At 57.7% G+C, this 21,264-nt stretch carries 19 protein-coding genes; 8 read left to right on the top strand and 11 right to left on the bottom strand.

All coding sequences use genetic code 11. From position 1 onward, the window contains the following. Positions 1-6 precede the first annotated feature (6 nt). On the bottom strand, positions 7-1,254 hold the full coding sequence (locus tag G6N80_RS07885) for an NAD(P)/FAD-dependent oxidoreductase (RefSeq protein WP_165132873.1): 1,248 nt from the start codon (positions 1,252-1,254) through the stop codon (positions 7-9). A gap of 167 nt (positions 1,255-1,421) precedes the next feature. Here G6N80_RS07885 and G6N80_RS07880 point away from each other — a divergent pair, with 167 nt between their 5' ends. Next, positions 1,422-2,249 carry a manganese catalase family protein gene (locus G6N80_RS07880; protein WP_062555414.1) on the top strand — a complete coding sequence of 276 codons (828 nt, stop codon included), beginning with the start codon at positions 1,422-1,424 and terminating at the stop codon, positions 2,247-2,249. Positions 2,250-2,341: 92 nt separating this feature from the next. On the opposite strand, the gene G6N80_RS07875 is transcribed toward G6N80_RS07880, so the two are convergent. The 4 genes from G6N80_RS07875 to rpsU all read right to left on the bottom strand — a co-directional run bounded on the left by G6N80_RS07875 (position 2,342) and on the right by rpsU (position 5,549). Next, entirely contained in the window at positions 2,342-3,820 is a 1,479-nt protein-coding gene (locus G6N80_RS07875) for a pectate lyase family protein (protein WP_206531710.1), read from the bottom strand. A 149-nt stretch (positions 3,821-3,969) separates the two neighbouring features. Beyond that, a complete protein-coding gene (locus G6N80_RS07870; RefSeq protein ID WP_062555505.1) occupies positions 3,970-4,461 on the bottom strand; it encodes a sigma-70 family RNA polymerase sigma factor in 492 nt (163 codons plus the stop codon). Positions 4,462-5,076: 615 nt separating this feature from the next. After that, a complete protein-coding gene (locus tag G6N80_RS07865) occupies positions 5,077-5,262 on the bottom strand; it encodes a hypothetical protein (protein ID WP_062555415.1) in 186 nt (61 codons plus the stop codon). 44 nt (positions 5,263-5,306) lie between these two features. Next, on the bottom strand, positions 5,307-5,549 hold the full coding sequence (rpsU, locus tag G6N80_RS07860) for a 30S ribosomal protein S21 (RefSeq protein WP_062555416.1): 243 nt from the start codon (positions 5,547-5,549) through the stop codon (positions 5,307-5,309). A 324-nt stretch (positions 5,550-5,873) separates the two neighbouring features. Here rpsU and G6N80_RS07855 point away from each other — a divergent pair, with 324 nt between their 5' ends. Next, positions 5,874-7,307 carry an aldehyde dehydrogenase family protein gene (locus G6N80_RS07855; RefSeq protein ID WP_165132870.1) on the top strand — a complete coding sequence of 478 codons (1,434 nt, stop codon included), beginning with the start codon at positions 5,874-5,876 and terminating at the stop codon, positions 7,305-7,307. A 151-nt stretch (positions 7,308-7,458) separates the two neighbouring features. Next, on the top strand, positions 7,459-7,734 hold the full coding sequence (locus G6N80_RS07850) for a hypothetical protein (RefSeq protein WP_165132867.1): 276 nt from the start codon (positions 7,459-7,461) through the stop codon (positions 7,732-7,734). Positions 7,735-8,180: 446 nt separating this feature from the next. On the opposite strand, the gene G6N80_RS07845 is transcribed toward G6N80_RS07850, so the two are convergent. Further along, the gene (locus G6N80_RS07845; protein WP_082547234.1) at positions 8,181-9,932 is read right to left on the bottom strand and encodes an MFS transporter; all 1,752 of its coding nucleotides are present in this window, start codon (positions 9,930-9,932) and stop codon (positions 8,181-8,183) included. 1,542 nt (positions 9,933-11,474) lie between these two features. Between G6N80_RS07845 and G6N80_RS07840 the strand changes: the two genes are divergently transcribed. After that, positions 11,475-12,296, top strand: a complete 822-nt coding sequence (locus G6N80_RS07840; protein WP_165136966.1) for a bifunctional allantoicase/(S)-ureidoglycine aminohydrolase — start codon at positions 11,475-11,477, stop codon at positions 12,294-12,296. Positions 12,297-12,402: 106 nt separating this feature from the next. On the opposite strand, the gene aptA is transcribed toward G6N80_RS07840, so the two are convergent. Beyond that, positions 12,403-13,737: an omega-aminotransferase AptA gene (gene aptA, locus G6N80_RS07835; RefSeq protein WP_165132864.1), complete on the bottom strand. Its 1,335-nt coding sequence runs from the start codon at positions 13,735-13,737 to the stop codon at positions 12,403-12,405. 156 nt (positions 13,738-13,893) lie between these two features. On the opposite strand from aptA, the gene G6N80_RS07830 reads away from it, so the two are divergent. Further along, positions 13,894-14,442 carry a cupin domain-containing protein gene (locus tag G6N80_RS07830; protein ID WP_165132861.1) on the top strand — a complete coding sequence of 183 codons (549 nt, stop codon included), beginning with the start codon at positions 13,894-13,896 and terminating at the stop codon, positions 14,440-14,442. Between the two features lie 2 nt (positions 14,443-14,444). Here the strand turns inward: G6N80_RS07830 and G6N80_RS07825 are convergent, their stop codons facing one another. Beyond that, positions 14,445-15,149: an SDR family oxidoreductase gene (locus G6N80_RS07825; RefSeq protein WP_165132858.1), complete on the bottom strand. Its 705-nt coding sequence runs from the start codon at positions 15,147-15,149 to the stop codon at positions 14,445-14,447. A 186-nt stretch (positions 15,150-15,335) separates the two neighbouring features. Next, a complete protein-coding gene (gene prmB / locus G6N80_RS07820; RefSeq protein WP_165132855.1) occupies positions 15,336-16,253 on the bottom strand; it encodes a 50S ribosomal protein L3 N(5)-glutamine methyltransferase in 918 nt (305 codons plus the stop codon). Between the two features lie 141 nt (positions 16,254-16,394). Between prmB and G6N80_RS07815 the strand changes: the two genes are divergently transcribed. Continuing rightward, positions 16,395-17,231, top strand: coding sequence for a pseudouridine synthase (locus G6N80_RS07815; protein ID WP_425503905.1), 837 nt, complete (start codon positions 16,395-16,397; stop codon positions 17,229-17,231). Here the strand turns inward: G6N80_RS07815 and greA are convergent. Together greA and G6N80_RS07805 are read right to left on the bottom strand one after the other, a co-directional pair. Further along, positions 17,228-17,725 (bottom strand): transcription elongation factor GreA, encoded by a 498-nt coding sequence (gene greA / locus G6N80_RS07810; protein WP_062555424.1) that lies wholly within the window; start codon positions 17,723-17,725, stop codon positions 17,228-17,230. The two genes, G6N80_RS07815 and greA, sit on opposite strands and share 4 nt — an antisense overlap. Before the next feature lie 144 nt (positions 17,726-17,869). Beyond that, positions 17,870-19,237, bottom strand: a complete 1,368-nt coding sequence (locus tag G6N80_RS07805; RefSeq protein WP_165132852.1) for an MmgE/PrpD family protein — start codon at positions 19,235-19,237, stop codon at positions 17,870-17,872. Positions 19,238-19,343: 106 nt separating this feature from the next. Here G6N80_RS07805 and G6N80_RS07800 point away from each other — a divergent pair, with 106 nt between their 5' ends. Together G6N80_RS07800 and G6N80_RS07795 are read left to right on the top strand one after the other, a co-directional pair. Beyond that, the gene (locus G6N80_RS07800) at positions 19,344-20,249 is read left to right on the top strand and encodes a LysR family transcriptional regulator (protein ID WP_062555426.1); all 906 of its coding nucleotides are present in this window, start codon (positions 19,344-19,346) and stop codon (positions 20,247-20,249) included. Between the two features lie 38 nt (positions 20,250-20,287). Next, the gene (locus tag G6N80_RS07795; RefSeq protein WP_165136960.1) at positions 20,288-21,199 is read left to right on the top strand and encodes a LysR family transcriptional regulator; all 912 of its coding nucleotides are present in this window, start codon (positions 20,288-20,290) and stop codon (positions 21,197-21,199) included. Positions 21,200-21,264 lie beyond the last annotated feature (65 nt).

The following is a 21,264-nucleotide window of genomic DNA, read 5'->3' as shown; positions in this document are numbered from 1 at the left end:
TCCCCGCTAGATTGCAAATCGCTCCGGGCGATAGGCGGATGCATCCATGAAAGGCTTTTCGCCACAGATGGCTTCTGCAATCAGGCGGCCCGTGACCGGCCCGAGCGTCAGGCCATGATGCGAATGGCCAAAGGCAAACCACAGGCCATCATGACGCGGCGCCTTGCCGATGATCGGCATCATGTCGGGCGTACAGGGGCGCGCTCCCATCCAGGGTTCGCGGTCAAGGCGCTCGCCAAGCGGAAAGATCGTCCGGGCTACAGCTTCGGCGCGCTCAAGCTGCACAGGCGTTTTTGGTGCGTCCCGAAGCGCAAATTCGGCGCCGGTCGTCAGCCTGATGCCTTGGTTCATGGGGGCGAGGAAATAACCGCGTTCGGCATCCATGGTCCAGCCATTCAACACCTTGTTGTCGCGCGTGCCGTAATGCATGTGGTAGCCGCGCTTCACACCGACGAGGAAACGATAGCCGAGCGGTGCCGTGACGGTATCAGACCACGGGCCGAGAGCGATGACGACGTCTTTTGCCTCGATTGTGCCTTCATCCGTCGTCACCCGCCACCCGGCGCCGGTGCGCACAAGCGTCGTCGCATCACCGCGCACAAACCGGCCGCCGAGCCTTTCCAGCAGCTTCACATAGGCCATGGTCAGCGCGTGCGGATCAAGCACCGACCAGGGTTCGACCCATGTCAGGCCACCGACAAAGTCGTTTGAAAGATGCGGTTCCTTCTCGGCCAGTTGCCTGGCATCCAGCACCTTGAAATTCAGGTCGTATTCCCGCTTCAGCCGCTCGGCCTCCCGGACTTCCGCATCCTGTTTGGCCTGTGTGCGGAACGCTTCCGTCCAGCCGTCCTTCTTGATCAGATGCTCGCAATCCGCTTCACGGATCAGGGCGTCGTGTTCGGAGATGGAATGCTCGATGAGAGGCGCATAGGCCTTGGCGATAACCTGATGCCGGCTGACATTCGAATTCCGCCAGTACTTCGCCAGAAACTTCGCGACCGATGGAACAGCGCTCAGGTGATAGTGCGCGTCGATCCGGTTGTTCAGCGCATAGCGCAGGATCATGCCGATCTGCTGAGGAAAGCCATAGGGAACAACGCCTTCGCGCTGAATAAGGCCGGCATTGCCATAGGAGGTTTCTTCGCCGGGCCCGCGGCGGTCCACCAGAACAACGGATTTTCCACGTTTCGCCAGGTGCACGGCGGTTGAAACGCCGATGATACCCGCACCCAGAACAATTGCATCTGCCGACATGAATGACTGTCTCACGCTGTATTGAATTCGTGGGTGAACATGCGTCCGTGCGGGATCGCTTGCAAACGAAAACTGCAATCGGGGCATCAATCCCTGTTCTTGAATGGGGCACGGAACTTCTGACACGACCTCTTGTTGGGCGGGCTCTCAACAGGAAGGAGAAAATCATGTTTTATACTGACGGAAAGCTGCAATATCCGGTGCGTGTCGAAAAGCCGGATCCGCTGTTTGCCCGTGCGCTTCAGCAGGCGATTGGCGGCGTGGAAGGCGAGATCCGGGTCGCCATGCAGTATTTTTTCCAGGCCTGTGGAGCACGAGGAAATCCCAAGTTCCGCGATCTTTTGATGAATACGGCAGCGGAAGAACTGGGCCATATCGAAATGCTGGCGACAGCCGTTGCTCTCAACATGGAGGGAGCCCCTCTTTCGGAGAGGGAGGCAGTGGCCAAGGATCCCGTAGCCAGCATGGTCATGGGTGGTATCAACATGAAAAACATTCTGTCCGCAGGGCTCTCCGCCATGCCGGTAGACAGTGACGGCGTGCCCTTCAACATGTCGCACATCTATGCAAGCGGCAATATCGCCGCCGATATGACCGCTAATGTTGCGGCTGAGTCCACCGGAAGGGTGCTGGCCGTTCGTCTGTACAATATGACGAATGATCCGGGCATGAAGGACATGCTGTCCTATCTGATTGCGCGCGACACCATGCACCAGAACCAATGGCTGGCCGCGTTGGAAGAACTCGGCGGACACCAGGGGGCGTTTCCCATTCCCAACAGCTTCCCTCAGGAAGAAGAAAAGCAGGAATTTTCCTATGCCTTCCTCGGCTTCCAGGCAGATGGAGCGCCGCCTGTTTCCGGGCGATGGTCCGAGGGGCGCTCGATCGATGGCAAAGGCGAGTTTACAAGCACGCCCCTGTCCTCAGCCCTTGGACCGGAACCCGTGCTGGGCAAGGCCAAGCCGGGAAGCGGTGCGCAATCCGAGCAGATGTAATTGTCATTTGCATTTCCGTTCAGGCGTCGGCGTTCTGAACGGAGTATACCTTCTCCCGCGGACCGAGCGGGAGAAGGTGCCTCTCGATCCCTTCACATCTTGCCCGCACCGGCGTTTGCCTGGACGTGGCTCGGAACTTCCGCTGCGGGAAGTGGCGCATGGGCATAGCGGTCAGGCTTCCAGCCAAGGTCTGAAGATATGGGCTGCTTTGCATCCTGGTTCAGGACAGCGGCGAAATCCACCGGCTTGCCGTTGACGGTAGAGCCATTGTCGAAGAAACGCGTGCCGCCCTGGATCGCAACCGCAGTCTCGGGGCCGCCATTCTTGATCTCGAAGACGTTGTGCTCCGAGTAGATGGCCGACTCCTTGCCAATGCCGAAGCCGCTGCGGAAGACCGGATATTCGCCCTTCGCCTTCAGAGCCAGTGCATGCTTTTCCTCGAGATCCTTTGCCCCTTTGATCGGCAGGGCAGCCGTTCCGGTAAAATAGTTATTGTAGCTGTGCACCTTCCCGAAACGAACGCGTGGGCTTCGTTGTCCCGCATTGTCAAACCAGTTGACACGGTAGGTGACATTCAATTTTCCTGCGTCCGATGTCCGGCTATCACTGCCGCCGATCAGCGAAGTCTTGTCGTGGCCGCTGAAGTGGTTGTAGGTCAGGGTCACCAGATCGGCACCGTTGGTGATGTCCACCTGTCCGTCGTGATGCTGCACCTTCTGTTCCGGCAGATTGTTGGGGAAGGGGTAGACTGGCGGGAAAAGATGGTCGGGTCTCTCGCCATCGGTGAAGGTGCAATGGTCGATCCAGACCCGCTTGCCGCCGCTGATCGAGATGTTGTCGTACTCCGAATTCCATCGACCACCCGGACACTGTTGCGACCCCTTGGCTGCATCCACACGTGTCTCCTGGCAGCCGGGATAGCTCGCTTCGATCTTCCAGCTGTCACCGGGATCCCAGGCCGGAAAGTAATCGAAGGCATCCTCGAAGGTGATATTGCGGATGATGACGTTTTCCGTCCCTTCGCCAATCACGAGGTTTCCCTTTGTGATCCGGGCATCCTTGCCAAGACCAATCAGGGTCGTATTTGACGTCAATTTGATCACAACCCGCGCCTTCTGCCTCTCCGCAGACCGCTTGCGCGCTTCCTCAAGAGGTCCTGTCAGGTCGCGGATCGGTTTCTTCTTGTCATCCAGCCGCACATTCCAGGTGGAAGGTGCGTAGGCCGTTCTATAGGCCTCGAAGCTATAGCCCGGATCAGCGTAGTCCTTTTCCAGCAATTCCCTGTTCTGATCATCGACCGACAGGTTGATCGTCCCGCTCACCTGAATGATTTTCGATATGCTCGGCTCCCCACCAGCCTGCAAAGCGCTCAGCAATTCCGAGCGGTTCGTGACCTTGTAGATATGACGATCCACGGCATCAGCGCCGCCAGACGTTCCTCCGGCCCATCCATCATTGGCTGCCAGCGTCTGGCGCAGATGGTCTCCCTCAGCGGCTGCTTGCTGCAACGGCATTGCAAGAGCGGCGGCCATCAGCGCGGCGAGCCGATGTTTCAGGTCCAAGGATGTCATGATCGTCTCCTCCCCAAGAAAGAAAGAGCTCATCTTATATGATGTGCTAAGCGAGTCATATTACAAATTTTTGCCTATGTGCCTCGCTCTGGTCGACATGAAAAAGGGCAGCCGTGGCCGCCCTCGATGTCAGTCTATCAATATTCTACCTAGTTCAACTGCGATGCCAGTTGAGCCCTAGCGCGGTTGACCCGGCTCTTGATCGTGCCAACAGGGCACCCGCACCGTTCGGCTGCAACCTCGTAGCTCTGGCCCTGCAGCAGGATGATGTCGACGGCATCCCGATAATGTTCTGGAAGACTAAGCAGGGCGCGGTGAAACTCGTGGGCGCGGACAGACCATTCCTGTGGCGCATTGACGGTGGGCCGTGCCGATGCGCAATCCTCCAGGCCTACGGTCTCACGCTTTGATAATCCGAATTTTGTGCAGAACGTGTTGCGCAGGATCGTAAACATCCAAGATTTCAGGCTGGTCCCTTCTTGAAACTTGTCGAGGTTCGCCAAGGCGCGCGTCAAGGTTTCCTGCACGAGATCGTCAACATTGGTCGGGCTTCTGTCCAGTCGTCTAGCGAATGATCTGAGTGCTGGTATCAACTGTACCATCTCTGCCTGCACACGATCGCGTCCGTTCACATTGGTCATGATGTCTGCCTCCATTCCCTCTCGACCTCAAACAAGGGGTGTGGCGCATAGTTCCCGGAAATGCTGAAAACACGATACATTGTCTGCTTTAGTACAAGGTCGTCTCCGATCACACGACAGTTCGGGATAGTGCCGTAGGGAATATCGGGAACCTCATTCTGGCTGATGCAGTTGTGGTAGCAAGGAGGATGCAGAAATGGAGATGACCAACACATCCCGAGCCGGTCTTCGCGTCAGTTGCATCGCGATACTTACCTCGATGAGCTTGCTTGTCCCGGCAAGCACTTTTGCGCAGACGCCCAGTGGTACGACAAAATGCCAAGTGCCACCACAACAATTGTCCCAGAACGGTCAGGCAGCCAATGGCCAATCCGCGAACGAGCATGCTTCTTCGCAAAGCCTGAGTGGTAGCCTGGCGGATTGCAAAGGAGTTCTGAAACCACCTGCGACAGGCGACCAAGAACTTGTGGAACCAGCGCCCCAGACAGGCAATATGCCCGTTATCAAGCCAGGGCAATCCCCAGTCCAGCAGGGCGGTTGACGCCGTCGATATCTCGCTTGAAAGCGCAAAAAAAGAAGCGGCTCGTCGGCCGCTTCGTCTTTTCAGTCGCAGGATTACCGCTTGGTCTTGACGGGTTGGGACGTTGCCCTCGCCATTCGCATGGCGCGAAGTTTCTCGGTTTTCTTTTCCCGAGCAATCGCCTCAGAGTCGATAATGGCCTTCGCCGCCCTGTCTGTCGCTTCCGCCCGGTCGCGCGGCGAGAGCTTGGCGGGGGTTAAAGTCGCTTCTTCCATGGACATTGGGACCTACCTTTCTCGTCAAACGGAATTGCAAAATCGCCCGATCAGCGGCCTCCTCGGCCAACTGCTTTCTTGGGCGCCGGCAGAAGGCCTTCACGCTGTGCCTTCTTTCGCGCAAGCTTACGCTGGCGACGGATGGCTTCGGACTTTTCTCGTGCGCGCTTTTCGGACGGCTTTTCATAGGCGCTGCGCGCCTTGATTTCCCGGAAGATACCTTCACGCTGCATCTTCTTCTTCAAGACCCGGAGGGCCTGATCGACATTGTTATCTCGAACTAGAACCTGCAAAACATCTCCTTTGCATCGTGACCGTTCAAACCTTGCAGCCCGTTACCGATCCTATGCTAATGGTATCAAGATCGGCGCGCGTCAGCTGAAGTTGACATGTGCCTGCATCGCCATGTCGTCGATCGACGATCTCATGTCACAACTTATGTAGGGCGCGCTCAAAAACCTTCAACCCTGACAGGGCCAGCGGGTTGAACCGATGCTTAAATCAACTTATCATATTTATTTGACTGAGATATATGATAAGTGAGGGGTCGATGCTGATCCGGCGGCTGCCGGATCGTGGAATTACTGTGAAAAGCACCTAGCGAAAGGGAGGCATTCGTGACCATCCATCAAAATCTCATTGCCGGTGAATGGGTCGGCAAACAAGGTTCGGAAAACATCAATCCATCCGATACCAAGAACGTCGTGGGCATTTATGCACAGGCCTCGGCTGACGATGCCAAAGCGGCTATTGCCGCGGCAAAAGCAGCATTCCCGGCCTGGTCCCGTTCCGGCATTCTGGAGCGCCACGCGATTTTGAAGAAGACGGCGGATGAGATCCTCGCCCGCAAGGAAGAGCTCGGACGCCTCCTTTCGCAGGAAGAAGGCAAAACCTTGCCGGAAGGCATTGGCGAGACCATTCGCGCCGCGCAGATCTTCGATTTCTTTGCCGGTGAAACCCTGCGTCTGGCAGGCGAAGTGCTACCGTCCGCGCGCCCGAACATCGGAGTCGAAATAACGCGCGAGCCGCTGGGGCCGATCGGCATCATCACGCCGTGGAACTTCCCGATCGCCATTCCCGCCTGGAAGATTGCCCCGGCACTTGCCTATGGAAACACGGTGGTCTTCAAGCCAGCGGATCTGGTTCCCGGTTGCTCTTGGGCCATCGTCGACATTCTACACCGTGCGGGTCTGCCGAAAGGCGTGCTGAACCTTGTGATGGGCCGCGGCTCTGTCGTTGGTCAGGCCATGCTGGATAGCCCGGATCTCGCAGGCATCACATTTACCGGCTCCACCGGAACCGGCAAACGCGTGGCGCTGTCTTCCATCGAGCATAATCGCAAGTTCCAACTGGAAATGGGCGGCAAAAACCCGATGGTGGTTCTGGATGATGCAGATCTCGGCGTTGCTGTCGAAGCGGCTGCCAATTCCGGCTTCTTCTCCACGGGCCAGCGCTGCACTGCCTCTTCGCGCCTCATCGTCACGGAAGGTATTCACGACAAGTTCGTGGCTGCTTTGACAGAACGTTTGAGCAAGCTGAACGTCGATCACGCGCTGAAGGATGGAACGCATATTGGCCCGGTGGTCGATGAGAAGCAGCTCCAGCAGGATTGCGATTACATCGAAATCGGCAAGCAGGAGGGCGCCAAACTCGCCTTTGGTGGAGAGCGTATCGAACGCGATACCCCCGGCTTCTACCTGCAGCCGACGCTGTTCACCGAAGCAACAAACCAGATGCGCATCTCGCGCGAAGAGATCTTTGGGCCTGTTGCTGCCGTCATTCGCGTCAAGGACTACGAGGAAGCTTTGGCGGTTGCCAATGATACGCCATTCGGCCTGTCTGCCGGCATCGCCACGACCAGCCTGAAGCATGCCACCCATTTCAAGCGCGATTCGGAAGCCGGCATGGTCATGGTCAACCTTCCGACCGCTGGCGTCGATTTCCACGTGCCCTTCGGTGGCCGGAAGGCTTCCTCCTTCGGCCCGCGCGAGCAGGGAAAATACGCGGCGGAATTCTTCACAGTCGTCAAGACCGCCTATACGCTGGCTTAAGTCATCCATCAGGTAAACGATCAAGCCGACGGGGTCTCTCCGTCGGCTTTTTCAATGATGACGTGGTTGCTGCTTGCCTCACAACTCTTTTGCAAGACTTGGGCGCACTTTCAGTTTATGAAAGCGAACCAATTGTTTAGGGGGGAGAGCGATGGCAGATATTCTAGTTTCGCAACTGACAGATCCGTTTCGAATCGGGATGATGTTCTTCCTGCTCGTCACGGCGATCCGCACCCGCGATACGATGGGCATGAAGGCGCCTCTAGCCATGGGCGTGGTCTTCGTTGCGATCCTGCTGCCCATGACCACGGCGGCCAGCGCAGAGGTTGCGCGTTTCACGTCCATCGGCCTCGGCATCGTTTCCAATGCCCTTATCCTCGGCGTCTTTCTGGTTGGCTGGTTCTTCTGGGAAAAGCAGAAGCGGTAGAGAATTCGGGAGAGACTTGAAACTCATCTGCCGCCAAGATATCTTTCAGGAGTGAGGTCAGAAGCTCGAACTTCTGACCTCTGTTTCGATTATGCGAAGAATTGAACCCGGACGCGAATTAACCAGCTCGTCCGGGTTTTTCTTAGCTCAATCGCGATCACGATAGGTAAGCCCATCCTAATCACTCCTGTTCGAGGGCAGAGCCTCTGCCTCGGCACGTGTGGCTCATCCTCACGTGTCAGTACCGGCTGGTGCGGCACTTGCTGCTTGGCCCTCGATGCTGCTTTTATAGCACCCGTTTTGCGTGTTTCCAGTCTTCGTCGGCAGCGCGAATTCTTATTATAAATCAATAATTTAAGCTATTCTGTGTGTTGAATACTCACCAATAAAAAACAGGCTGGCGGTGAGGCCAGCCTGTCGCATTCCTTCAAGAGGAACCGCCTGGATTACTGTGCGTCGTCCGCAAAGATATCCTTCTTGTGGGTGTTGCCCGGAACCAGCAGTGCACCGATGACGACAGTCGCACCTGCGATAATGATCGGGTACCACAGACCACCATAGACGTTGCCCGTCTGCGCAGAGATCGCGAAGGCCGTTGCAGGCATCAGGCCGCCGAACCAGCCGTTACCGATGTGGTATGGCAGGGAGAGGCCGGAGTAGCGAATGCGTGTCGGGAAGAGTTCGACCAGCATGGCTGCAATCGGGGCATAGACCATCGTCACCAGGATGATGAGGTAGGTCAGGATCAGGACCACGGTAATCTTCTGGCCGCTGAAGATGTCGAAGAAATGCGCGGCCTTGATGACAGTCGTATTCTTGTCGGCGGAAGCCGGGTATCCGGCAGCCGTCAGGGCATCATTGACAGACTTTGTGAAGGCGGCCGGAGCCGTCTTGGCAGCATCGCCTGCCAGCTTGGTCGCGTCATAGGACGGGATGACCGTGTCGCCGATCTTCACCTGTGCAACCGTTGCCGCGGGGTCCTGCACCGAGGTGTAGTTGACCGAGGAACGGGCAAGCGTCGACTTGGCGATATCGCAAGAAGACGTGAACTTGGCAGTGCCGACCGGGTTGAACTGGAACGAGCAATCGCCAGGAGCTGCGGTGACAGTGACGATAGTCTGCTGTGCCGCATGGAGTGCCGGGTTGGCGACCTGCGTCAGCATCGGGAACACGAACTTGTAGGTCAGTGCCGCAATCAGGCAGCCTGCGAGGATGATTGGCTTGCGGCCGATCTTGTCCGACAGCGAACCAAAGAACAGGAAGCCACCGGTGCCGAGGATGAGCGACCAGGCAACCATGACGTTTGCCGTGAAGCTGTCGACCTTGATGACGTTCTGCAGGAAGAACAGTGCATAGAACTGGCCGGAGTACCAGACGACGGCCTGACCAGCGACGAGACCAAAGAGTGCGATGAGTGCAAACTTGCCGTTCTTCCAGGTGCCGAATGCTTCACGCAGCGGCGCCTTGGAGGCAGCACCCTCTTCCTTCATCTTCTTGAAGGCAGGGGATTCGTTCATCTGCATGCGGATATAAAGGGAAATCAGCAGCAGAACGATCGAGCCGAGGAACGGAATGCGCCAGCCCCAAAGATCGAAGGCCTTGATCATGCGTGGCGTACCATCCGGGTTCATGATGGCAGCACCGGCTGCATCGAGAACCGCAGTAGGAGCCCAGTTGGCGTTCACATAGCTCTGCACGGCCAGAATGACCACGAGCGACAGCAGAAGGCCGAGCGTCGCTGTCGTCTGGATGAAGGCTGTGAAATAGCCACGCTGGTTGGAAGGCGCATGTTCGGCCACGTAAACCGCGGCACCGCCATATTCACCACCAAGGGCCAGACCCTGAAGCATGCGAAGCACGATCAGGATGATCGGTGCGGCAGCACCCCAGCTGTTGTAGCCGGGCAGAAGGCCAACGAGGAAGGTCGAGAGGCCCATGATGAGAATAGTCATCAGGAAGGTGTACTTGCGGCCGACGAGATCGCCCAGCGCTCCAAACACCAGCGCGCCGAACGGACGCACGATGAAGCCGGCAGCAAAGGCCAGAAGCGCAAACACGTTTCGCGTGGCTTCCGGGAATGCGGTAAAGTACTGGGCGCCGATGATGGCTGCCAGTGAACCGTAGAGATAAAAGTCGTACCACTCGAAGATTGTCCCGGCAGAGGAGGCCATGATGACCTTCTTTTCCTCTGCGGTCATGGGCCGTGACCGGTCCCTCGCATTCATCTCGATTGCTGCCATGTATTCCTCCTCCTTGTGTCCGGCCTTCCGGCCGGAAAATGTCTTTCAACATCTATCGCGATCGCCACCTCCGTAGCTTTCGCTTGCCCCGAGTGCGGCCCTCTACCGCCTCAAGGCTTTCACGTGCCCCCGTGGCGGCACGCCCTCCATTTGCCCCGCGGTCCGAATGTCCGGATCAAGCTTGCGCTATGTCTACATCATCGCCAGAACGATGACCTGGGAGCTTGAAGCTAACACAGCCCCAAGGACTGAATCAGAACGACTTTGGTCTAAGAGAGTAAGCAATGCATCGAAAAATTGAATTACAATATAAAATGCGTCCAAAGATAGGCGCTTCCCACATGTTGCATTTGCTCACTGGATGGATCGAAGCATAGGTCGCGCTGACTGAGTAGACAGGTTGAAAGATCAAATGTTCAATAAAGAGAACGAGGTGGAAACGGGTCCATGAAACCTTCCTGTGTTGTGCACTGCGATTGGAGCATAGCCGACGAAAAGCGGTGGATGACAGTAGCCCGTCGTAAGGGAAACGATTGGCTGATCTCCGAGCCTCAAAAAGTTGGACCGACAACCACCCTGTTTGATCGAGCCACTGCGCAAAACCAGGAGAATGGTTGCGTGTTCTTTGGTTTCGACTTTCCGATCGGTGTTCCGAGGACCTATGGCGAAAAGACCGGCTTCAGCAATTTTCGCGATCTGCTCGATGTGCTTGGCCACGATGAATGGTCTGATTGGTTTCGCCCCGCTGACAAACCTTCAGAGATTTCGCTGAGGCGCCCCTTTTATCCGGCGCGCTCCGGCGGCACGCTTCAGGCACATCTGTTCGAGGGCCTGGGTATCGGGAAAGAGAATTTGCTGCGTCTGTGCGAGCGTCCGGCTCCAGGCCTTTCGCCACCCTCCATGCTGTTCTGGACCATGGGTGCATCGCAGGTGGGCAAGGCGGCAATTGCCGGGTGGCGAGAACTGATCCAGCCCTTTCGTCAAAGGATCGGGATCTGGCCCTTCGATGGCGGTCTGGCCGATCTGTTTCGGGCTCAAAAGATAGTGGTCGCAGAAAGCTATCCGGCGGATGCCTATGCGAAAATTGGCATTCCGCGAAGCCCGGTGTGGAGCAAGCGAAGGCAGGAGGACCGGCAGCGGTTCGCGCCCACTATCCAACAATGGTTCGCGGCAAGGCCGGATCTGCAACCGGATGACGGTCTGCTCGAAATGATCGACGATGGCTTCGGCAGTGATGCTAGCGGCGAAGATCGCTTTGACGCGCTGATGGGCCTGTTTCCGATGATCGAGATCGTTGAGGGGAGACACACCGAAGGGGTTCCGGATCTGGTGGGTTGCCGCGATTGGGAAGGCTGGATCCTCGGACGCAGCTTGACCGCGCGGGGTGACGAAGCGCCCATGAGTTCTCGATTTATTTCGACTTCGCTTGAGGATATGACAGGGGGAATCGATGCCGCTGTCAGACAACATGGCGGGGCATCACCCGACGGAGACATGGGCATGAGATCAGGACGATACTATTCCAACATGGGCGGACTTCCGGGACAGACGGAGCTTCTGTCGAGCAAGGCAACGTTCAAGACGGCCTATGCAGTCATCCCGAAGCGGGTCATGTCAGATATCGTCACCAGCGTGCTGCCACATTGGGATGCGACGCGCGCCTGGATCATCGCCCGACCGATGACCGGTTTTTCCGAGACCTTCGCGCAGTATATCATGGAGGTCGCACCCGGTGGCGGCAGCGAAAGGCCCGAGCCGAACGCGGCAGCCCAGGCAGCCATCTTCGTGGTCGAAGGCGAAATGACCATAGTGCTGGATGGCACAGCTCACGAGCTGCGCGAAGGCTCGTTTGCCTATCTGCCTGCAGGGGCGAAATGGACCCTGAAGAACAACAGCCAGAGCCTCGCCAAATTCCATTGGGTGCGCAAGAAGTTTCAGGCCGTCGAGGGGCTGGAACTGCCTCCTGCCATCTTCAGCCATGAGGATGACCACCAGCTTTCCGCCATGCCGGATACCGATGGAAAATGGGCAACCACCCGTTTTATCGATCCCGCGGACGTGCGCTACGACATGCACCTGAATATCGTGACCTTCCAGCCGGGTGCACTCATTCCATTCATGGAAACCCATGTCATGGAGCACGGTCTCTATGTTCTGGAAGGCAAGGCCGTTTATCGCCTGAACGATGACTGGGTAGAAGTCGAAGCCGGAGATTTCATGTGGCTGCGCGCCTTCTGCCCGCAGGCTTGCTATGCCGGTGGACCGGGGCGCTTCCGATATCTGCTCTACAAGGACGTGAACCGTCACGTCGATCTTTGGTGAGCTCCGCATTTCCAGGAAAAGTGTCAGCGGTTTTCCGTCCGGAAATGCGACCAGCTGATAAACAGTGCCCCCGACGAGCATCTCATCGGGGGCATTTTTCGTTTCATCAGGCAACACGCTTCAGCGCATCGCCGATCATGGAAACGATCGTCTCGATCTGCTCCTTCTCGATGATCAGCGGCGGCGAGAGAGCAATGACATCGCCCGTAACGCGGATCAGCAGGCCCTTCTTGAAGCAATCCACGAACACGTCATAAGCGCGTGTTCCCGGTGCACCATCACGCGGGCTCAACTCGATGGCGCCAACGAGGCCGAGATTGCGCACATCCACCACATGCGGATGATCCTTCAGGCTGTGCAGCGCCTCCTGCCAGGTCTCTGCCAGACCGGCAGCGCGCGTTAGAAGGTTTTCTTCCGCATAGATTTCCAGTGTCGCAATGCCAGCGGCACTGGCCACCGGATGACCGGAATAGGTGTAGCCGTGGAAGAGCTCTATGGCATTCTCCGGTCCGTTCATCAGCCCGTCATAGACCTTGCGGCTGGCGAATACCGCGCCCATCGGGATGGCACCATTGGTCAGGCCCTTTGCTGTGGTGACGAGATCCGGCACGACGCCGAAATAGTCGGTCGCAAAAGGTGTGCCGAGACGGCCGAAACCGGTGATGACTTCATCGAAGATCAGCAGGATGCCGTATTTCTGCGAGATCGCGCGAATGCGCTCCAGATAGCCCTTCGGCGGAAGGATGACGCCGGCAGACCCAGACATCGGCTCGACGATGACGGCGGCAATGGTTTCCGGCCCATGCAACTGGACCAGACGCTCCAGATCCTCCGCCAGTTCCAGACCATGCGCCGGCAGACCCTTGGAGAAGGCATTGCGCTCGATATCCAGCGTATGGCGCATGTGGTCGGCTGGGATCTGCGGGAAGACGCGACGATTGTTGACGAGGCCGCCGACGGAAATTCCGCCGAAGCCGACGCCGTGATAACCCTTCTCGCGGCCGATGATGCGGCTGCGCGTACCCTGGCCGATGGCGCGCTGATAGGCGATCGCGATCTTCAGGGCCGTATCGACGGACTCGGATCCGGAGCCAGTGAAGAAGACGCGATCGAGTTCAGCGGCAACGCCACCCGGGACGATCCTTCCCAGTTTTTCGGCAAAATCGAACGCGATCGGATGGCCCATCTGGAAGGTCGGGGCAAAATCCAGCGTGCGCAGCTGTCGTTCCACGGCATCGGCAATGCGCTTGCGACCGTGACCAGCGTTGACGCACCAGAGGCCAGCCGTGCCGTCCAGCACCGTATTGCCATCGACGTCGGTATAGTACATGCCACTCGCGCTGGCGAGCAGGCGGGGAGCAGCCTTGAACTGACGGTTCGCCGTGAACGGCATCCAGAAATTTTCCAGCGTCGGCGTGTTGGATGGCTTTGTATAGTCCATGGCGGTTCGGCTCCTTCGGCACAGCATGTCACGCTGGTGTGAGCGATTTTGGAGAGGCCAACAAGTCCTTTTCTCTCAATCTGTAAGCTATTGATTTTTCGATCTAAGAGTTGCAGAATTTGCGATATCTTCAACATCCGAAACAGTGGGTCTATCGTGTCTGTCGATGTCGGTAACCGTCTTCGCCATCTGCGCATGGCGCATAAGCTTTCACAGCGGGAGTTGGCCAAGCGCGCGGGCGTGACGAACTCCACCATATCGTTGATCGAATCCAACGCCTCCAATCCGTCCGTTGGGGCGCTGAAGCGCATTCTCGATGGCATTCCCATCGGGCTCGCAGAATTCTTCGCCTTCGAGCCGGATAAGCCGAAGAAGGCCTTCTATGCGGCAGAAGAGCTTGTCGAGATCGGCAAAGGCAAGATCTCCTATCGCCAGATCGGCGATAATCTGTTTGGCCGCAGTCTGCAGATCCTGAAGGAGTGCTACCAGCCGGGCGCCGATACGGGCAAGGTCCCGCTTGTTCACGAAGGAGAGGAGGGCGGTATCGTGCTGTCCGGTCGGCTCGAGGTGACGGTGGATGAGGAGCGCCGGATCCTCGGACCCGGCGACGCCTATTATTTCGAAAGCCGCAGACCACATCGTTTCCGCTGTGTCGGGCCTGTTGCCTGCGAGGTCATCAGCGCCTGCACGCCGCCAACCTTCTAATCTCAAACGGAGCGCATCAAGCCGCCATCCACCTTCAGGCTCTGGCCGGTGATGTAGCCTGCGCCTTCAGAAACGAGGAAGGAGATGGTGGCCGCGATTTCCTCCATCGTGCCATAGCGCCTCATCGGCACGCTCTCACGCCGCTCCTCTGTGCCGGGCAGACTGTCGATCCAGCCGGGCAGAACATTGTTCATGCGCACATTGTCGATGGCATAGGTATCGGCAAACAGTTTCGTATAGGCCGCAAGCCCTGCACGGAACACGGCAGAGGTGGGGAACATGGGCGATGGCTCGAACACCCAGGCGGTCGAGATGTTGACGATCGCGCCAGCCTTTTGCGCCTGCATGATGGGCGCCACCAGTCGAACCGGGCGGATGACGTTCATGAGATAGACATCCATGCCGGTGTGCCACTGTTCGTCGGTGATATCCAGAAGCTGCGCGCGCGGTCCATGGCCGGCGGAGTTCACCAGCGCGTCGATCCTTCCCCACTTTTCCATGGCGCCATCGATCAGCCGCTTGAGATCATCGTTCGATTGGTTGGAGCCGGTCACGCCGATGCCGCCAAGCTCTGTGGCCAAGGCTTCGCCCTTGCCGGAGGAGGAAAGGATGGCAACCTTGTAGCCATCGGCGGCGAGCCGCTTTGCGGCTGCCGCGCCCATGCCGCTGCCGCCCGCCGTAATGAGTGCCACTTTTGTCTCTGACATGATCTCTGCCTCCATAAGCTACAGCGCGGCGCGTTCGATTGAACGCGCGAACGACGCTGTAAGACTTTAAAATAATGCATATCGCGCTCAACCGAATCCGGTTGAGCGCGATATGCATTAGTGAGGCAGAGATATCACCGAAGGGAGCGACTGCAAGGGTGTTTCCCACCGGCAGAGATCAGAAGCCTACTTGACGCCGAGGTGTTCCGCGGTAATCCAGAACACGGCATCCTGGGATTCTGCTGTCTCCAGCCATGTGAATTCCAGGTGCGGGAATTCCTCTTCCAGAATTTCGCGACCGGAACCGATTTCGCACAACAGGCCGCCCTCGGGCGTCAAGTATTTCGGTGCCTCGCGCAGGATTTCGCGAACGAGATCAAGTCCGTCTTCCCCGCCATCATGGGCCATGCGCGGCTCGGCCTGATATTCCGGCGGGTAGCCGGCAAGGGCTTCATGATCCACATAGGGCGGATTGGTGATGATGAGATCGTAGCGTCGCCCATCAAGTGGCTTGAAGAGATCACCCTGGTGAAGCGTCACCTGACCCTCCACCTCGTGCTCGGCGACGTTGAGCCTCGCGACTTCCAAAGCATCGGCAGACAGGTCAACCGCATCGACCTCCGCCTGCGGGAAGAACTTCGCCATGATAACGGCAAGACAGCCGGAACCGGTGCAGATATCCACGGCACGTTCCACCATCATCGGATCGGGCAGCCAGTTGGAGCCATGCGGGTTCGTGTATTCCGCAAACAGGATTTCGCCGATATGTGAGCGAGGAACGATGACCCGCTCGTCCACGTGAAAGCGCACACCCTGGATGTAGGAGTGACCGGTTATGTAAGAGGACGGTTTGCGGGTGGACACGCGCGTCTCGATCCGCTCCGCCAGAAGCTTGCGTTCGTGGGGCAGAAGTCTTGCATCCAGAAACGGGTCCAGCGTATCGATCGGCAGGTCAAGCGAATCGAGCAGCAGGAAAGCAGCGTCATCGCCTGCATTTCCCGTGCCGTGACCATAGGCCAGATCTGCCGCGTTGAAGCGCGAAATGGCATAACGCCAATAGTCGCGCAGCGTTACGAGTTCCTGAGTGATGAGGTCAGTGTTCAAGATCGTCTCACTTCCTGACTTGGGTTTTCGCAGTTCCAGGTTATGGCAGTTCTAGTTTATGGCACTTATGGAATATGGTCGTGCAAACTGCCCTCGCTGTAGAATGGTGCGTGCGGCTGGTCAACAGAGTGAAGAACAACGGTGCGAAACAGAAATGCGCGCGGTCAGCGGCCGCCAGCCCGGTCTGCGGGAAGGGGGCCGGGCCGAGCCGGCAAGCCGAAACTGAAGGCTGCGCCAGAGGCGGCTGCGGGCAAGCGCGTGACCCTGGCGCGGGCGCTTTCCAAGCTTGGCTTCTGTTCGCGCACGCAAGGGGAAGATCTGGTGCGGGCTGGCCGCGTTTCCGTTGATGGAAATATCACGACCGACCTCGAAACCTGGGTGGACCTCGACACCGCAAATATCACCGTGGATGGCCGACCTGTCGTCGCAGAAGACCATGTTTATCTGATGCTCAACAAGCCGCGCGGCCTGGTCACCACCCGTCACGATCCGCAGGGTCGGGCAACAGTCTATGATTGCCTGAAACATCTGCCGGACCGGCATATTTCCCCGGTCGGACGTCTGGACAAGGCGAGCGAAGGCCTGTTGCTTTTCACCAACGACACGCGATTTGCCGATGCCCTGCTCGATCCCGGAACGCATGTTTCGAAGACTTACCATGTACAGATCGACGGGCCTGCGGACGACACGCTCATTCAAGGCCTGCGAGCCGGAGTGGTGCATGACGGAGAAAGACTGAGCGCCAGACGCGTGGATGTCTTGCGGCAGGGCGAGAAAAACGCCTGGCTGGAAATTGTGCTCGATGAGGGCAAGAACCGGCAGATCCGCCGAATGCTGGAGGCGCATCAGGTCGAATGTCTCAGGCTCGTGCGCGTTGCTATCGGCGATCTGACGCTTGGAAATCTGGCAAAAGGTGAAAGCCGCAATCTGACGGAAGCTGAGGTCCTCGCACTCAAGCGGCTTTCTGGCGGGAGTTAGAGCACGTCTTGAAGGGTGATGGAAAGCAGCTCCAGTTCCTGCCCGCCCGCCATGACGACATCGCCCACACGTTTTCCCACAAGCTGCCTCGCAACGGGCGATACGTAAGAGATGCTGCCTGCCTTGGGGTCTGCTTCATCTTCCCCCACGATCCGGTAGGTCTGAACCCTGCCGTCCTCCCGTGAAAAGGTGACGGTGTGGCCGAAAGCGACCACCTCGGTATCTGTCGGATCCGGTACAATCTGGGCAGTCCTGACCCGTTCCGTCAGATAGCGCAGGTCACGCAGCGGTCCGGCAGCCTGTCGTCTTCTTTCGTTGATGTCGTCGATTGCGCTGGAAGCCTGGTAGGCCTCTCGCGCTTCTTCCAGCTGCCGCTTCAGTTGCTCCAGTCCAGCCTCGGTCACAAGGTTTGGATGCGGCGATATGGGGCGGTCCGGCAACAGGGTTTCCGCTGCCGTTTCTGCACTCTCTTCTTTTACGAAGGCCACACTCATGACGGGCTCCTTCTTCTGGATCAGACCTCTGGCTCTACAGCGCGGCGCGTTCGATTGCTGGGTCGTTCGTACACCGAACAGGCAGAGAAGGGAATGTCATGCGCCTGAAGCAGGCTTCGCCGGGGGGGGGTCGCCAGTCAATGATCAGGAACTGTGACGGCCGGTAAAAAGGCCATCAGTGATCGCCTTCACGCTGTCTTCAGAGCAGAGTCTCTTGATGCTGGCGTAAGTCACGTCTGTGTCCTGCCGCCCTGACCAACGCACGCAATCTTTAAATTTTGCAAGCTTCTGCGCGTCTGTCAGCGGCCTTTGAATAGCCCCGTTGGCGTGAAGTCGTTCGGTCGAGAACCTGCGGCCGTCTTTCAACGCAATATGGACGTGATGTGGCAGTCGTTCGACCCCGCGTTCTTCTTCAACGCTGTACGAAGTCATGGTGATCTTCGCCATAAGACAACGCGGTTCGGGCCGTATGGCGGCTTGCGGTGTGAAGTCACCAAGCGACAGCCCGCCGTTCGTCAATGCGACGGCAAGGCAATATTGCATCGAAAATCTGGCCTGCATTTCATCGGAAGGATCGGGATAGGCGAGATTGTCGACCGCTGAGCGCCCGACTTTCGTGTCGATCCGTTGGATGTCCTCGACTGAAAATCCATGCTCCTTTTGCAGATCCAGAGCGGCATCTATCGCTCGATGCGTGGAGGCGCAGCATGGATGGAGTTTCGTCACGAGACCGCGTGTTTCGATGACGTGCTTCTCGTCCCAGGACAGATCCGCCCAACCTGCTGCCTCGTCACCGCCAAAGAGATCCAGAAAGCCCTGGGGACGTTCCAGAATATCGAGCCTCCCCGTCAATCCCGATTGGGCCAGCAGCGCGGCCTCAACCGAGTTTCGGGCCGCGATACCTGCATGAAAGGGTTTGGCTCCCGTTCCAAACTGTCCTTTGGGGCCGGAAGCCATGCTGGTGGCGAGGCTCATGGCGTGTGAGATCTGAGCCTCATCAAGTCCTAGGAGGACTGCCACACCTGCGGCGGCCCCTATGCAGCCAATTGTCGAGGTTCCATGCCAGCCCCGGTTATAGTGTGAGGGTATGGTGCCGACGCCCACGGATGACTGCGCTTCCAGCCCGGCCAGATAGGCTCTGACCAGCATGGGGCCTGAGAAATCATTGCTGCTTGTCGCGACGGAGAGAAGTGCTGGCACCAGGACCGCTGAGGCATGCGCGCGTGCGGGATGGAAATTGTCGTCGAAGTCGAGGCAGTGGGCGGCGGTGCCGTTGATCAGGGCTGCAACGGAGCGCGATGCGCGGCCTCCTGTGAAAACCAGCGATGGTCCATCTGGTTTGATTTCAGTTGCGAAAGCTGCGGCGACAGACTGTGGTGCCGCGTCATTCATACCCGCCATCATGCATGCAATCGTATCCACAATTGCGTCTTCCGCTCGTTCCATTGCGAGAGCGGAAAACGATGGTCTTGAAACGAGTTGTCGCGCAATTCTTTCGAGAACCGTTTTCATTCCACCACTTCCTTGCAAATCTCTCGGCGAGCGGCATTGATGAACGGCGACATTAATCGGCGCAATCTTATGCAAAAGACGGGTGACGTTATCCGGGAGAACGAGCATGAAAAAGTCGGGTGACGTACAGATCAGCATCAAGCATATTCAGGCCTTCGATGCGATTGCGGCCACTGGTTCAACCATTGCCGCAGCCGTTGATCTGGGTATTTCTCAATCCAACACGAGCCGTCTTTTGCATCAGCTGGAGGTCTATCTCGGCGTGCGGCTGTTCGACAGGGATAAGAACCGGCTCTCGATGACGCGTGAAGGGATGCAGTTGGGTCCGCAAATCCGAGCGATCGCCGACAAGCTGATGGCCTTGAAGATCACGGCTCAGGAACTGGAGGAAGGACGCTCCACCGACATTCCCTTGAGACTGGCATTTCCCGCAAGCCTCTCGGCGACCCTGGTGCCGCGTATGATAAAAAGCTTTCTGGCCGAAGCTGGTCCGGTGCGAATCGAGATTGCCTCTGGAAATTACCTGGCGATTGAACGGATGGTGGCGGAAGGCGCTGTCGATCTCGGCTTCACGCGCCTGCCTTCGCCGACGCCGGGACTTCGTGAAGAGCATGTCATGCCGACGCGCAATATTTGCGTCCTGCACAAGAGCCATCCACTTGCCGGAAATTCGAAGATCGACGTTGAACAGTTGAAGACCGAGAACCTCATTCTTCTCAACCGCGAGCGTGCTGTCCGTCACGAACTGGAGGCCATCTTTTATCGCGCCGGTCTTCGCCGCCGCCCGGCCATCGAAGCGCATTCCGTCGGCTGCGGCTGCGCACTTGCCGCAGAAGGTCTTGGCATTGCAATCGTCAGCGAGTTGCTGGCGCTCGAATATCGGGCTTTACCACTGGCCTTCGTTCCGCTGGAACCGACCATTTCCGTCGATTACGCCATCGTCAGTTCCGAACTCTCGCCACTTCCGAAAATCGCTGTGCCGTTCTTGAACTACATCCGGGAATGGGCTTAAGCCAGACGTCAGGCTGGAGAGGGAGTGGCGACGGCATGATCAATTTCAGGCAACTCGAAGTTCTGAAAACGCTGCTCGCGACAGGTTCAACCATTGCTACCGCAAAAAGCATGGGGCTTAGTCAATCCGGTGTGAGCCGTCTGCTTCAACAGCTGGAAACCGATCTCGATCTACGGTTATTCGACCGGGACAAGGGCAGGCTTATTCCCACGCCTGAGGCTGGCATTCTGGCGCGCGATGCCGAAACCATCCTGCTTGGGTTGAACAGATTTTCGGGACTGGCAGAAGATCTTCGAAGCGGTGCAAAGGGCCCGGAACTGGTGCGCGTCGGGCTTCCCAGCAGCATGTGGGAAAATTTTGCCCCCGCCATGATGACGGATTTCGTGCGCGACTATCCTTCCGTGCGCATCGAAACCTTTTTCGAGACGACGTCCAACATCGCGCGACTGGTCGAGCAGAAAGTCATCGATTTCGGCTTTTTGCGCAACGAGCATCAGGCCCTCCCGGGCATCGATATGGAAATCGTCGCAACGGGAACCAGCGTGTGCGTTCTGCCTGAAGGGCATGAACTGGCATCCTTGAAAGAGATCCACGCCAGGGATTTGCGTGGGGTGCCGCTGATCCTCATTGGCCGCCAGAGGCCAACGCGCATGCTGCTCGATCAAACCTTTTCGCGCGAAGCGGTAAAGCAGAACGTGAAGATCGAGACCCATACCAATAGTTCCGCCTGCTCCTATGTGGCGCACGGCTTAGGGGTTGCCATTTTGAGCAGTTTCTTCGCTAATCTCTACCAGCACCTGCCCATCGTTCAGCGTCCGTTCGTTCCCGTCACCACGCAGGAATTTGCGCTGGCGACACCGTCTGGCACATCAGCTTCCCTTGCAGCCAAAGCCTTGATGGAAGCGCTCAGACGGCAGATCCAGATCTCCCAGAAACGCGCCATCGGTTGATGCCGTTACAGGTCTTCGCCAGCTCGTTGGCCCGACGCTGCTCGCAGAATATGCATTATTCTATG

Origin of the sequence: Rhizobium rhizoryzae, assembly GCF_011046895.1 — a bacterium.
In the GTDB taxonomy this organism is placed as follows: Bacteria; Pseudomonadota; Alphaproteobacteria; order Rhizobiales; family Rhizobiaceae; genus Neorhizobium; species Neorhizobium rhizoryzae.
The sequence above is the reverse complement of the archived record's forward strand: the minus strand, read 5'-3'. Positions and strand labels throughout refer to the sequence as shown.